The following is a 15,199-nucleotide window of genomic DNA, read 5'->3' as shown; positions in this document are numbered from 1 at the left end:
TTCGCGCTTTCCCGCTTGGTCCCTGAGGACGAAAACTCCGTCCTCATTCGGTGCTCAGCGACCGGACGACGATCGCCCCGTAGTCGCGGCTCGGCGGGTCCGGGTAGTAGTTCGGGACGATGTGGTCCTTGTCGGGCACCACGTAGCCGTGCCCGCGGTACATCTCCAGGAACGGGTCCACCAGGCAGCCGTTGAGCCACTGGAACGCGTACTCCCGCGCGTCGATCTCCCCGAAGCGACGGCAGTAGGCGTCGTAGCCGGGGATCTTCGCGCCCGCCAGCACGTAGGAGAGACCGAGCCGTTCCGCGAGCGCCGCCGCCTCCTCCATCATCGCCTCGTAGGCCGTGCTGCCGCGCTCGGACCGCTTCAGCGAACCCGACGCCAGGTAGAGCGCGTTCGCCGTGGTGAGGTCGATCGGCGGGTAGTCACCGTTGTTGGTCACCGCGTCCCAGGTGCTCAGCTCGCCGATCTCGGCCGGGTCGTAGCGCATCGGGAAGCTCATCAGCGTGCCGATCACCGCCCCGTCCCGCTCGAAGATCAGGAAGCCCTCGCCGAACGTGCGCAGCCGCGTGGCCATCCTGGCGCGGCTGGCCCGCTGCGACTCCTCCCAGTCCTGCTCCACCAGCATGATCTCGTCGAGGTCGGCCTCCGTGGCCCGCCGCGCGGTCACCATGTGACGCCCACCTTGGTCCTGCCGTGCACGAACACCCCGGCCTTCCACCGCGTGGGCTCGTCGGCCAGCGCGAGCTTCGGGAACTCGCGCAGCAGCGCCTCGATCGCCACCGCCGCCTCCAGCCGGGCGAGCTGCGCGCCGAGGCAGAAGTGCGAGCCGAGACCGAAAGCCAGGTGTTTGTCGGCCGCACGGGTGATGTCGAAGCGACCCGGGTCGGCGAACCGGCTGGGGTCGTGGTTGGCCGACAGCAGCGACGCGACGACCTTCTCCCCCGCCGGGATCACCTGCCCGCCGAACTCCACATCGGACAGCGGGTAGGCGCCGATGGTGTTCTTCACCGGCGGGGCGAACCGCAGCACCTCCTCGACGGCGGACTCCAGCAGCGCCGGGGTGCCGCGCAGCCGCTCCAGCTGGTCGGGATGGCTCAGCAGCGCCCACACCGCGTTGCCGATCAGGTTGCCGGTCGTCTCGTAGCCCGCCGCGATCAGCAGGAACAGCATGCTGATCAGCTCGACGACGTCCAGCGTGTCGCCGGACTCCTCAGCCTCGATCAGCGCGCTGGTCAGGTCGTCGGTCGGTTCCCGCCTGCGCCGGTCCACGAACGCGACCAGGTAGTCGTGGAACTCCACGGCCATCCGGCGCAGCGAGTCGAAGTCGGGTGGGGCCGCGAGGGTCTTCGTCCAGCCCTGGAAGCGGTCCTGGTCCTCGACCGGAACGCCCATCAGCTCGGCGAGCACGGTGATCGGCAGCGCGAAGGCGAAGACCTCCAGCACGTCCGCCTCGCCCCGGGAACGCACCGGCTCCAGCAACCGCCGCGCGCTCTCGACGATCATCGGCCGCAGGTCGCGGATGCGGCGCGGCGTGAACGCCTTGGCCACCAAGGACCGCAGCCGCGTGTGCTCCGGCGGGTCGGAGAAGAGCATGTGCTTGTCAAGAGCGTCCAGTTCGGACACTCGGAAGTACATGTCCTTCGCCTTGTCTGGCAGCTTGCGCTTGTCCTTGCTGAACCTGTTGTCCCGCAACAGCTCGACCACGTCGTCGTAGCGGGTGACCATCCACTCGGGAGCTTCCTGGTGCGGGTCGAACAGGCGCACGACCGGCGCCTCGGCCCGCATCCGCGCCAGGATCGGCAACGGGTCGTCGTGGGCCTGCTCGCCCCACAGGTCGAAAGTCACGCGTTCTCCAGCCTGTCCAGGACCTTGCCGACCTTCTTCCAGGTGGGGCGGGAGCTCGTCCGCTGCCACCAGTCCGCCAGGTTCGGCCGTTCCAGCACGAGGTCGCCGCCGTTCGAGGCGAACAGGTAGGTCAGGTACGGCAGCCAGCAGATCTCGGCGAGGCTGAACTGCTCACCGGCCAGGTAGGTCCGCCCCTCCAGGTGCTTGTCCACCGCGTCGAAGGCGCGCGCCAGCTCGCCCCGCACCGCGGCCAGCTCGGCGTCGTCCGGTGCGGGCGGCATCGTCTTGATGGCCGGGCTCCGCCGGATCAGGTCGTAGACCGGGCCGCTGCGCACGACCGTCCACACAGGACCGCTGACGTAGTACTGCTCGACGTTGATCCACTGCTCCATCAGCCCGAACTCGCGGAGGTCCGCCGGGGTGAGCGACGGGCCGGGCAGGCGGCGGTCCAGGTAGCGGATGATCGCGCGGGACTCGTAGAGCAGGAAACCGTCGTCGTCCAGGACCGGAACCTCGCCGAAGGGCTGCCGCGCCAGGTTCTCCGGCGACTTGTCGGCGCCGCCGAGCACACTGGTGTGGATGAGCTCGGGCTCGTGCCCCTTCTCGGCGAACGTCAGCAGCACCGGGTGGGTGGCGGCGCCCGTTTCCGTTCCGTAGACCTTCATTCGCTTCCCATCTCTAGTAGGTACCGCGCGATCGCCCTGGGTGTCGGGTGATCGAAAGCGAGCATGGCCGGCAGGGCCGCCCCGGTCCGTGCGGACAGCTCGTGCCGCACCTGAACGGCCATCAGCGAGTCCACGCCGAGTTCCATCAACGGCCCGTCCACCGGCACTTCGTCCACAGAGGACAGTCGGAGCACGGTGGCCACGTCCGCGCGCACCGCCAGCTCCACGGCCGCGACGCGTTCCTCCGGGGCGAGCGCGTTGATCTGGTCGAGCCAGTTCGGCTGCGCCGTCCGCTCCGAGGCCGAGTCCAGCCAGTACGACCGGTGCTGCCAGGGATAGCGCGGCAACGTGACCACCGCTCCCTTCGGCACGATCTTGGCGAAGTCGACGTCGTAGCCGCTGGTGTACAGACCGCCCACCGCGTCGAGGAGTTCCGCCCCGTCCCGCCGGAGCGTGGGGATCACCGCGCCGTCCACCGCGTGGTCGGTCAAACCCTGTCGCACGTGCCCGATCAGCACCGGGTGCGGCCCGATCTCCAGGAAGATCCGCGAACCGGCCTCGATCGCCGAGCCGACCGCATCGGCGAAGAGCACGGGTTCGCGCACATTGGCCGCCCAGTACCGCGGCCCCAGCTCCGTGATCGCCTTGCCGGTGACCGAACTGAACATCGGCACGGTGGTCGGGGCGTCTTCAAGTCCCACCAACTCGCGCTCCAGCGAATCGGCCAGCGGCGCCATCTCCGGCGAGTGGAAGGCATAGCGCACATCGAGCTTCCGCGCCCGCCCACCGATGCGCGCCACCGCCTCGTCCAGCTCGCGCTCCGGCCCGGCGAGCACGACGGACCCGCTGTCGTTGACCGCAGCGATCGAGACAGCACCGTGCACGCGAACGGCTCCAGGCGTAGCGCGAACGGCGGTCATCCGACCAGAAGTGCTGGCACGGCTCATGATCCGGCCACGAGTCACCGCGAGCCGCATCGCATCGGACAACGTCAGAGCCCCGGCCGCGTACGCCGCGGCCACCTCGCCGATGCTGTGGCCGATCACGGCTTCCGGCGTGATCCCCCACGACGCGAGCCGAGCGACCAACGTGGCCTGCACAGCGAAGATCAACGGCTGGACGACCGACGTGTCGTGGAGCCGCGTCCCGTCCAGCTCGGCACGCAGATCGAACGGCGCGAGCGCGGCGCACTCCGCGAAAACCGGATGATCAACGAGCTCCCGGCCCATGCCAACCCATTGCGAGCCCTGACCGGAGAACACGAACGTCAACGGCCCGGGGTTCTCGACCGCGCGGTGGATGCCCGGCTCCGAGCCGTCCACGAACGCGGCCCGGTACTCGTAGTGCTGACGGCGCAACGCGGCGGTGTAAGCGACCTCGCGCGCATCGAGCCCGCGATAGGCCGCGATCAGCTCGCGCAGAGCCGGTTCGGTGCGCGCGGAGATCGTCACGATCGCCGGTCCGACCGCCGTGACGGAAGCCGGAGGCGCCTCCTCGACCACGATGTGGGCGTTGGTCCCGCTCATCCCGAACGAGCTGACCCCGGCGATGCGCGGGCGCTCCGACCGTGGCCACGGCACTGGCAACGTCGGCAGTACGAACGGTGTCCCCGCGAGCCGCATCCGCGGGTTGAGCGTGGTGAAGTGGAGGTTGCCCGGAATGCTCTCGTGCCGCAGCGACTGGATCACCTTGATGAGCCCGGCGATCCCGGCCGCCGCCTCAAGGTGGCCGATGTTGGTCTTCACCGCGCCGAGCACGCACCGTTCGCCGTCCACCACCCCCGCCAACGCCTCGAACTCGATCGGATCGCCGAGCGGAGTCCCGGTTCCGTGCGTCTCGATGTAGCCGATGTCCTTTGTGGACACACCCGCGTCGGCGTACGCCTGCCGCAGCATGTCGCGCTGTGCGAGCTGGTTCGGCGCGGTGAGCCCGGCGGAGTGCCCATCGGAGTTGACCGCCGCGCCCCGGAGCACGGCGAGTACCCGATCTCCGTCCGCCTCGGCGTCGGAGAGTCGCTTCAACACGACGATCCCGCAGCCCTCTCCGCGCACGAACCCGTTGGCCCGCGCGTCGAAGCTCCGGCACCGCCCGTCCGGCGACAGCGCGTCGAGGTCGGCGACCGTCTCGGTGCTCTCCTGCGACAGCACGAGGTTCACGCCACCCGCCAACGCGAGCGAACTCTCACCGCTGCGCAGGCTCTGCATCGCCAGGTGCACCGACACCAGCGAGGACGAGCACGCCGTGTCCACCGCCATGTTCGGACCGCGCAATCCGAGGAGGTGTGACAACCTGCCAGGGCCGAAGCTGTGGGCGGTCCCGGTGCCGACGTGGGCATCCCGCGCCTGCCCGCCGGAACTCAGCAGGAGATAGTCGTTGCCGGACATGCCGACGAACACACCGGTCGCGCTCCCTGCCAGCGAGCTGGGCACGATTCCGGCGTGCGCCAAGGCATCCCATGCCACTTCGAGCACCATGCGGTGCTGCGGGTCCATGCGCGCGGCCTCACGCGGCGGAACACCGAAGAAGTCCGCGTCGAATCCGTCCACATCGGACAGGAACGCGCCCCAGCGCCCCGCGTCGGAGGCGGGCTCGTCCCGCCCTCTCCGGTCGATCCGCTCGTAGGGGATCTCGGTGACCGCGTCGACGCCGTCGCGCAGCATCCGCCAGAACGCCTCGGGATCGTCGGCGTCACCAGGGAAGCGGCAGCCCATGCCCACGACCGCGATCGGCTCGGTGCGCTCCCGGCGCACCTGCTCCAACCGCCCCTCCAGGTCCTTGATCGCAGCGGCCGCGCGGACCAGGCTGGCACGGTACTTCTCCTCGCTCACTCACTTCCCCCTTCCACACGGTCGAGCGATTCGTCAAGCAGGGCGAGCAGATCCTCGGTACTGACATCCGCGTACTCATCAACGAGACCGAGCTTGTCGATCAAGTACTCGGCCAGCGCGGCGACGGTGGGCGCGGCGAAGAGCACGGTCACCGACAGGCGCACGCCCAGCGCCGCTTCGAGCCGGTTGCGCAGCTCCAGCGCCATCAACGAGTCCACGCCCATGCTGGTGAACGGCGCTGCCCGATCGATCCGAGCGGGGTCGAGGTGCAAGATCCGCCCGAGCTGGTCGCGCACCAACGGTTCCACCGACTCGGCGTCGACCTCCATCGCCTCGACCGGCTCCTCCCGGTCATGCAGCTCGGCGAACAGCGGATTCGCCGCCGCACCAGGGAAGAACTCCAGCCACTGCCGCAAGTTCAGCCGGAGGGCGGCGATGTGCGCGACATCGGAGCCGAGCAGCGCGCCAAGGATCTCCGTGCCCTGCTCCGGGGTGAGCGTGCCGATGCCGCGGTCGGCAAGGCGGTTGCCCTCCGCCGCGCGATCCGCCATGATCCCGGCCTCGGCGAACAACCCCCAGTCAATGCACAGCGCGGGCTTCCCGAGCGCGGTGCGATACCGAGCGAGCGCGCCGAGGAACGCGTTCGCGGCGGCGTAGTTCGCCTGTCCTGGCGATCCGATGATGTTGGACGCCGAGGAGTAGAGCACGAAGAAGTCCAGGTCGCCGGTCAGCTCGTGCAGGTTCCACGCGCCCAGCACTTTAGGCGCCAGCACTCGCTCGAACCGCTCCTCGTCGAGATCGAGAATCGTGCGGTCATCCAGCACCATCGCCGCGTGCACGACGCCCTTGAGCGGCGGCATCCGCCGGTCAATGTCCGCGAGCACCCGAGCGACGTCCGCGCGGAGCGTCACGTCCGCTTGTGCGACAACGACCTCAACCCCCTTGGCGCGCAAAGCATCCACAGCTTCCAACGATCGCTCGGTCCGGCCGAGCAGCACGATGTGCCGCGCTCCCTGTTCAGCCATCCACTCCGCGATCCCGATGCCCAGGCCGCCAAGACCACCAGTGATCAGATACGTCCCACTCCAGTCGACCTCGCCAGGCGTGCCGACCTCACGCCTGGTCAGACGAGCGACGCGGCGCCCCGACAGCCCGAGCGCGATCTCGTTCTCCCCGTCCGGCGCCAGCAGTTCCGGCAGGAGGTCGTCCACGCTCCCGTTCAACTCGACGCGCACGGAACGGAACTCGGGGTGCTCCATGTCCAAGGTCCGGCCGAAGCCCGACAGCGGTGAGGTGGACAGCGCGCCCTTGGTCACGAACCACAGCCGCGGCGTATCCCGGAGCCCGCGTCGCAGCACCGCACGCACCAACCGCAGAGCGCTGAACGTGGTCAGCCACTGGTCCGCCGCGAGACTGTCCACAGTGGTCACTTCAAGAGCGTCGACGCCCCACATGTGCACGATCCCGGTGCAGTCCGGCACGGAGTCGAGCAACCGGTCCCAGTCGGCGTCGTCAACGAGCCCGTCACTCGCGTACGCCACCACGGCATCCGGCAACCGTTGTGCGAGCTGAGCGCCGACACCGCCGTGATCGGCGAGAACCAGCCACTTGCCGGTCGGCTCCGTGGCTTCCAGGGCCTCGGCGTGCCGCCAGCTGATCTCGTAGAGCCAGTCCTCATAGGGCTTGCGCGCGGGCAGGTCCCGCGCCCGCAGACCTGTGATCTCCGCGATGACGTGCTCCTCGTCGTCGAACACCACGAGGTCACCGGTGGCGCGAGCGTGCACCCATAGTTGGTTCGGCGGACGTCGATGCAGGGATATCCGTTCCACTCCAACGGGAACGAGCGCCGTGGAGCCGCCGACGAGCGCGCCGTAGACTTGGAAGCACGCGTGTCGAGCAACGCCGGATGGAAGACGTGACCACCACCGGTCGCGGCGACCCGCGCGACAGCCTCACCTTCGCCGATCCACAGTCGTTGGACGCCTTGGAAAGCGGGGCCGTACTCGACGCCCTTCTCCGCCTGCTCCCGGTAGTGATCAGCGACCGAGACCTCGATGGGCAAACTCGGCAGGCTTGCCCGCACTGGCTCACCGGAGACGCCGACCTCGCCCGACGCGAAGCGCTGCCACCCGGCCTCCGAGCGGGAGAACAGCTCGAACCCTTCTCCCGACAGGACGAGCTGCACCTCCGGCTGGTCGCCCACCAGGCGCTCGAAGTCAATGTCCACCAACGTCTTGGACTGCGTGGCGTACAACACCATCTCGACGCTTGCCGCTCCTGGCAGCACCGCGCGCCCGTGCACTCGATGATCTGCCAAGTACGCCGCGTCCAGCCTGCCGCTGAACACCCGCACACCTGGCTGCGTCGCCAGCTCCACCGCCTCACCGAGCAACGGATGCCCACCGGTGCGTCTCCCACGAGGAGCCGGGTCAGCCCAATACCGCGAGCGCTGCCACGGATACGTCGGCAGCGCAACGCATCGCCCGGCTTCGGCCCACCGCACCGGGACGCCGTGGACGTGCACCGCACCGACTGCTTCAAGGAAAACCGGGCGGTCCCGGCGCAGCGAAGCGACCGTGGCACTGCCCTCGGTCAACACTTCGTCAATGGACGGCAGCAGCACCGGATGCGGGCTGACCTCAACGAACACTGTTGGCCCGTCGTTCAGCAGTTCCTCGACGACTGGCCCGAAGAGCACGGGCGCGCGGAGGTTGCGCACCCAGTACTTCGCATCCATGCCCGCGCCGTCGACCGCCTCGCCGGTCACCGTGGAGCGGAGCGGAATCGAACCGGGAACAGGGGAAATGTCCTTGAGCACGTCCAGGAGGTCAGCCGTGAGCTGGTCCACCTGAGGGCTGTGCGAGGCGACCTCGACCCGAACCCTGCGGCAGAACACTCCCGCCTCGGTCAGCCGCAGCAACACGCTGTCCACCACCGTCGCGGTACCGGAGATGATCGTCGAGCGCGGCCCGTTGGCGGCGGCGACCGAGACCTCAGCGGACACAGTGGACAGTGCGGCTTCGGTTTCACTGAGCGACAGTTCGACCAGCGCCATCGCGCCTTGCCCGCTGATCCGATCCAACAGCCTGCTGCGTCGGCAGATCACCTTCACAGCGTCCACAAGGGACAGTGATCCGGCGATGTGCGCCGCGGCCACTTCGCCCATGCTGTGCCCGACCACGACATCCGGGCTGACACCGTACTCCCGCCACAGTTCGGCGAGCGCGACCTCCATCGCGAACAACACCGGCTGGATCACGCCGACCTGACCGAGGTTGTCCGTTGTCTCCGCGTGCAGCACGTCGATCACCGACCACCCCGCCTCCGCGTGGATCGCCTCATCACACCTGCGAAGCGCCTCCGCGAATGCCGGTTGAGCCGCATAAAGATCGCGTCCCATGCCCACCCACTGCGAACCCTGCCCGGGAAAGACGAAGACCACCTTGGGCCTCCCGGAAGCTCGCCCGCTCACCACTCCGGCAGGTGCCTCTCCGCGAGCGAACGCCTGGGCCTTCGCCTCCAAGTCCTGAACAGAGTCCGCGACGAACACAGCCCTGTGCGGGTGGTGGTGACGCCGGAAGGCCGCCGTGTACGCCATGTCCGCCAACCCGCCGAGGGCAAAGTCCACATAGGACGCCGCGAGAGCACGCAGTGCGGGCTCCGTGCGCGCCGAGATCGGCAGCAGCGCCGGGCCATCGACCTCGGGTTCGGGCAGCCGGGGTGGCTCAGCCAGGATGACGTGCGCATTGGTGCCGCTGATGCCGAACGAGCTGACCCCGGCGAGCTTGCCCGGTCGCCATTCCACGGGCTCGGAAGCGATCTCCAGCGGCGTCCCGGTCAGGTCGATACGCGGGTTGAGCGTGCGCATGTGCAGGTTGGCCGGAATGCGTTCCCGCTGCATCACCAGCACGGTCTTGATCACACCCACGACCCCGGCCGCCGACTCCAGGTGGCCGATGTTGGTCTTGACAGCACCGAGCACGCAGCGATCACCGTCGAGGACGTCGGCGAGGGCGGTCACCTCGATCGGATCGCCAAGCGGAGTGCCCGTGCCGTGCGTCTCCACGTAGCCGATCTCGCTCGCCTCGGCGCCCGCGTTCCGCAATGCCTGACGCAGCACCGCCTTCTGCGCGGTGACGTTCGGCGCGGTCAGACCGGAAGACCGTCCGTCGGAGTTCACCGCCGAGCCCCGGATCAGGGCGAGCACGGGATCGCCGTCAGCCTCGGCGTCGGAAAGCCGTTTCAGCACAAGCATTCCGCAGCCCTCGCCGCGCACGTATCCGTTCGCGCGGGAGTCGAAGGTACGGCACCGGCCGTCCGGGGACAACGCGTTCGACCCGGCGAGCATGTCGGACATGTCGGGATCGAGCATCAGGTTCACGCCACCCGCGAGCGCGAGCGTGCTCTCCCCCGCGCGCAAGCTCTGGCAGGCGAGGTGGATGGCGACGAGCGAGGACGAACAGGCGGTGTCCACAGTCATGCTCGGGCCCTGCGCGCCGAGCTGGTAGGACAGCCGCCCCGCGGGGAAGGAGTGCCCGTTGCCCGTCACGGTGTAGATGTCCCGCTCCGCGTTGAGCTTGTCGTAATCGTTGACCACCATGCCGACGAACACCCCGGTGCTCGACCCGGTCAGCCCTTCCGGCGGCGTGCCCGCGCGCTCCAGCGCCTCCCAGGTGACTTCGAGCAGCAGGCGCTGTTGCGGGTCGAGGCTCTTGGCCTCCCGGGGTGAGATCCCGAAGAACTCGGCGTCGAAACCGTCCACCTCGGACAGGAATCCGCCCCAGCCCGCGGGCCCCTCGGAACGCGGCCAACGGTGCTCCGGGACCTCGGTCACGGCGTCCACCCGGTCTTCGAGCAGGCGCCAGAACGACTCCGGGTCATCGGCTCCGCCCGGCACCCGCAAGCCCATCCCGACGATGGCGATCGGCTCCGTCGTCGTGTCCCGCCGCTGCTCCGGAACACTCTCGCCCGAGCGTTCGGCCAAGAGGTACTCGGCCAGCTCGGACACGGTGGAGTAGGTGAACAACAGCGCGACGGACAACCGCACACCGATGCTGTTCTCCAGGCGGTTGCGCAGCTCCACCGCCATCAGCGACTCCAGCCCGAGGCTGCGGAACGGCGTCGACACATCCACAGTGGACGGTTCCTGGTGCAGCGTCCTGGCCAGCTGCTCGACCAGGTGCTCCTCCAGCAGCCTCGGCGTGACCGTGCGGAGATCCAGGCTCGGCCCGCGCACCGTGTCCCTGGGAAGCTCCGACAGCAGCGGTGTTCCCGCAGCAGCCGGATGCACCTCCAACCACTGCCGCACATCGAGGTCCACAACCGTGAGCTGGGCCGGGGCGGACGGGAGGACACCGCTCAGCACACGGTGATCACCACCGACGCTGAACGCGGGCAGCCCCAGTTCTCGTCGGTGCCGCGCGATCGCGTCGAAGACAGCCCCGCTCTCCGCGTCCGGCCCATCACCGAGCAGCGAGGCACCCGACGACAACAGCACGAAGAAGTCGAGATCGTGCTCAAGCGACAGCTCGTGCAGCTGCCACGCGACATCAGCCTGCCCACCGCCGTACACGATGCCGCTCAGCCGCTCGCCGCCATACGAGCCGACGACCTGCCCCCGCGGCACTTCAAGGGAAGCGTCGACCACCAGATACGTCCCGTTGTCGCGGAACGTCAGACCGCCATCGCGTCCCACGGCATCGGCGGCGCGCACAACCCTTGCCACGTAACGACCATCCGACCGCAACTCCACGTCGGTCTCATCGGAGTCCGCAGCCAGCTCTCGCACGAGCAGATCAACATCGCTGAATTCAACGCGAGCCCAGTCGAACTCGGGATGCCGCAACGCGAGCGACTTCCCCAGGCCCCACAACGACGCCTGCCGATGATCACGCGTGACCAGCCATAACCGCGGCAGATCCCGCCACCCACGCAGCTCCTCGACGTCGACATGCGCACCGTACGGCCACACCACCCCCGCAGGCGCCGCGGTCAGCGCTGCCACCGAATCCACGCACTCCGCGCCGTACGAACGCAGCCGCTCCGCCACCGCCGCGCCGACCCCGAGTTCATCGCGCAGCACCAACCAAGTCCCAGAAACGGAGGTGACCGGCTCGTGGTGTTCACGCCGCCGCCACTCAAGGGTGTGCAAGCGGTCATCGCGAGCATGCGCGCCGGAGTGCCAGTACCGCTCCCGCTGCCACGGATATCCCGGCAGATCGATCAATGATCCGTCTACAAAGGACACGTCGAGGCCATGTCGGTACAGGTCACCCAAAGCCCGGAGCACAGTGTCTTCGCCACGGCGGAGAACACCAACCGCTCGCCCGTACTGTCCTTCGGCGGCAACACATTCCTCGATGTTGTCCACGAGTGCCGGATGCGGCCCGATCTCCACATACAGCCGATGCTCCGCCGAGACCGCCTCACTCACATGGTCCGCGAACCGAACGGTGTCACGGACATTGCGCACCCAGTGCTCGGCGTCGAACCGATCTCCGGAACTGTAGACCGGAATCGTCGGCGGCTGCGGGGAAAGGTCGCTGAGCGCTTCGGCCAGCTCATCCAGGATCGAATCCATGTGGCGGCTGTGGAATGCGTAGTCGACGCGGAGTTCCCGCCCGCCGAGTCCACTCACGTCACCCGCGAGCACAACGGAACTGGGATCGTTGACGGCGGCGATGTCCACCCGGCCCGCACGCACCTCGGGCAGCTCCCGCGCGGTTTCCTCCGACATGGCCACCGACACCATGCGGCCCAGCCCGGCAGTGCGACGCATCAAGCGCCCGCGGTGGTAGACGACGCGAACCGCCTCCTCCAAGCGAAGCACCCCGGCAGCGTAGGCCGCGGCCACCTCTCCGACGCTGTGCCCGATCACCGCAGCCGGGCTGATGCCGTGTTCCCGCAACAACTCGACCAGTCCGACCTGAATCGCGAAGAGCACCGGCTGGATGACATCGGTGTCGGTCAGCTCGCCGTTCACGGCATCGATCAGGGACCAGCCCGCCATGGGCGCGAACAGGTCGTCGCAGGACTCGACGGCGGCGCGGAACGCCGGTTCTCGTTCGAGCAGCGCGCGACCCATCCCACTCCACTGCGTGCCTTGCCCGGAGAAGACGAACACCGCGTCGTCCGCCCAAGCGCGGGAGAACTCGGCCGTGCGCAGGGCATCGGCCATCGCGGCGTGCGTGTCCCCGGCGACGGACAGCCGGAACTCGTGGTGGCTACGCCGTGCCGAGAGCGTGTGGCAAACGTCGTTCGGGGCGGAATTGTTGTTTGCCATCAACCACTCTGCCACATCGAAGGCGGCCCGCCGCAGTGCATCTTCGGTCCTGGCCGAAAGGAAGAGCAACTGTTGCCGAGACCCCCTGGGCACGGTGGTCCCCCGCCGCAACGCGGCCACCGCGACGGCGGCCTTCCCTGAGTCGGCGATGACTTGTTCAAGCGGCTCAACGAGAACAGCGTGCGGGTTCACATCGACGAACACGGTGTGCCCGTTCGCGAGCAACGCCTCCAGCGCCGACGACAGCCGCCACGGATCGCGCTCGGTGCGCACCCAGTGCTCCGCGTCCAGTGCCTCGCCGGGCAGCTCACCCCCGGTCACCGCCGAATAGAACGGGATTCGGCACGTGCTGCCCTGGATTCCGGCGAGCGCTGCTCGCAACGAGGGCAAGATCGGCTCCACATAAGGGCTGTGGGACGCGTAATCCACCCGAATCCGCCCAGATCGGACGGCAGCGTCCATCACCTGCCGCACGGCCGCCGCGTCTCCGGAGATCACCGTCGAGCGCGGACCCGCGACCCCGGCGGTCCACACGTCCTTGCCCCGCACCAGGTCCGCCACGTCCGCTTCGGGCAGTTCCAGCGCGGCCATCGCCCCGGAGCCGCTGAGCCCGCTCGCGATCCGGCTGCGCTCGCACATCAGCACCGCCGCCGTCTCCAGGTCCAGCGCGCCCGCCGTCCAGGCCGCCGCGACCTCGCCCATGCTGCTGCCCGTGACCGCGACCGGCTCGACACCGCGCGAGCGCAGCAGTTCCACGAGCGCGACCTGCATGGCGAAGATCGCGGGCTGCGCGATGGCGGTGTCGGTCAGCCAGTCGTCGTCCAGCAACGTGGTGAGCGAGCGCCCGATCCTCGGCGCGATCACCGCGTCGCAACGCTCGAACGCCCGCCGGAACACAGGTTCGTCGCGCAGCAGGTCGGCGGCCATGCCCGGCCACTGCGAACCCTGACCGCCGAAGACGAACACCGCCTCACCCGCGGACACTCGCGGCTCCGGTGAAGGACCGCCTTCAAGGACGACGTGGCAGTTGGTGCCGCCGAAGCCGAAAGCGCTCACCCCGGCGAGGAGGCGCTCATCGGTCCACTCAGTGAGATCCTGCTGCACCCGCAGTCGCCAGTCCTCGAACGGGATGTGCGGGTTGGGCTCCTCGAAGGCCAGGCTCGGCGGGAGCGCACGGTGCCGCATCGCCAGCACGACCTTGATCAGTCCCGCCATCCCGGCAGCCGCCTCAAGGTGGCCGATGCTGGACTTCACCGAGCCGATCCGCAACGGCTTCTCCGCGGGCCGATCGACGCACAGCACCGCGTTCAGCGCGCTGGCCTCGATCGGATCGCCCAGCTCGGTGCCAGTCCCGTGCGCCTCCACGTACTGCACGTCCGCCGGACTGATCCCCGCGCGCTGATAGGCGCTGCGCAGAACCTCCTGCTGCGCCAAGGGGTTCGGGGCGGTGAGACCGTTGCTCGCGCCGTCGTTGTTGACCGCGCTGCCCCGGATCACGGCCAGCACGCGGTCCCCCGTGGCCTCGCTCAGCCGTTTGAGCACCACGAACCCGCCGCCCTCGCCGCGCCCGTACCCGTCAGCGCGCGCGTCGAACGCCTTCGAGCGGCCGTCCGGGGCGAGCGCGCCGAGTTCCCGCAGCGCGACGCCGGTCGTGGGGTCGAGCATCAGGCTCACCCCGCCGACGAGCGCGAGATCGCAGTCGCCCTCCCGCAGGCTCTGCGCGGCGAGGTGGACCGCGACCAGCGACGACGAGCACGCGGTATTGACCTGGAGGCTCGGCCCGCGCAGCCCGAGCGCGTAGGAGATCCGCGCCGGGATCACGCTCGGATCGGTGCCCGCCAGGGAATGCTGGCCGAGCTGGTCGGGCGCGGCGCTGTACTCGCCCCACATCGCGCCGACGAAGACACCGGTCCGCCCGCCCGCGAGCCCGCGCGGCGGGATGCCCGCGTTCTCCAGCGCTTCCCACGCCAGCTCCAGGGCGAGCCGCTGCTGCGGGTCCACGTGCGCCGCCTCGCGCGGGGAGATGTCGAAGAACGCGGCGTCGAACTCGTCGATCCGGTCGAGGAACCCGCCCCTGCCGGTCGTGCCGCGCGCGGCGGGCGCGTCCACGACGGCGTCGCGTCCTTCGCGGAGCAGCCGCCAGAACTCCTCCGGGCTCGCCCCGCCGGGTAGTCGGCAGGCGAGCCCCACGATCGCGATCGGCTCAGCGGTCCGGAAAACCGGCAGCTCAGCACGCGCGGGCTCGGGGTCGGCGAGGTGCCTGGCCAGCTCGCGCGGCGTCGGGTGGGTCCAGACGAGGGTGGCCGACACCGCGCGGCCGAGCAGCTCGCCCAACTCCGCGGTCAGACCGGTGAGCCCCCGGGAGTCCATCCCGTGCCGCGTGAACGGATCGTTCGGTCCGACCTCGCCACCGCACAGCGCGGCGACGCGGCCGACGATCCACTCTTCGACAGCGGCGGACGACAGATCCATGGCCACACCTCATGCGCTAGTGCGTTCGGTACCCGTGGATCCGCCCCCCGGGGACCGTACATGGGCATAGGCCAGAGAAAACCGCCGCTGAACGAGTGAACGTG

Annotated in this window: 5 protein-coding genes and 1 pseudogene; all 6 read right to left on the bottom strand. The window is 69.2% G+C overall.

Annotation, left to right across the window (positions count from 1 at the left end; translation table 11 throughout):
* Positions 1–43: 43 nt before the first annotated feature.
* Positions 44–673: a GNAT family N-acetyltransferase gene (locus NLX83_RS34060; RefSeq protein WP_254239363.1), complete on the bottom strand. Its 630-nt coding sequence runs from the start codon at positions 671–673 to the stop codon at positions 44–46.
* Positions 667–1,848: a cytochrome P450 family protein gene (locus NLX83_RS34055; RefSeq protein WP_254239362.1), complete on the bottom strand. Its 1,182-nt coding sequence runs from the start codon at positions 1,846–1,848 to the stop codon at positions 667–669. The genes NLX83_RS34060 and NLX83_RS34055 overlap by 7 nt, the downstream gene beginning before the upstream one ends.
* A complete protein-coding gene (locus NLX83_RS34050; RefSeq protein ID WP_254239361.1) occupies positions 1,845–2,513 on the bottom strand; it encodes a glutathione S-transferase family protein in 669 nt (222 codons plus the stop codon). The genes NLX83_RS34055 and NLX83_RS34050 overlap by 4 nt, the downstream gene beginning before the upstream one ends.
* Positions 2,510–5,341 carry a type I polyketide synthase gene (locus tag NLX83_RS34045; RefSeq protein WP_254239360.1) on the bottom strand — a complete coding sequence of 944 codons (2,832 nt, stop codon included), beginning with the start codon at positions 5,339–5,341 and terminating at the stop codon, positions 2,510–2,512. Before NLX83_RS34045 ends, NLX83_RS34050 begins: the two co-directional genes overlap by 4 nt.
* Positions 5,338–7,170, bottom strand: coding sequence for a beta-ketoacyl reductase (locus NLX83_RS34040; RefSeq protein ID WP_254239359.1), 1,833 nt, complete (start codon positions 7,168–7,170; stop codon positions 5,338–5,340). The genes NLX83_RS34045 and NLX83_RS34040 overlap by 4 nt, the downstream gene beginning before the upstream one ends.
* Positions 7,171–7,244: 74 nt before the next feature.
* Positions 7,245–15,095: pseudogene (locus NLX83_RS34035) on the bottom strand (acyltransferase domain-containing protein); the annotation flags it as partial.
* Positions 15,096–15,199: the final 104 nt, after the last annotated feature.

Origin of the sequence: Allokutzneria sp. A3M-2-11 16, from assembly GCF_024213555.1 — a bacterium.
Lineage (GTDB): Bacteria > Actinomycetota > Actinomycetes > Mycobacteriales > Pseudonocardiaceae > Allokutzneria.
The sequence above is the reverse complement of the archived record's forward strand: the minus strand, read 5'-3'. Positions and strand labels throughout refer to the sequence as shown.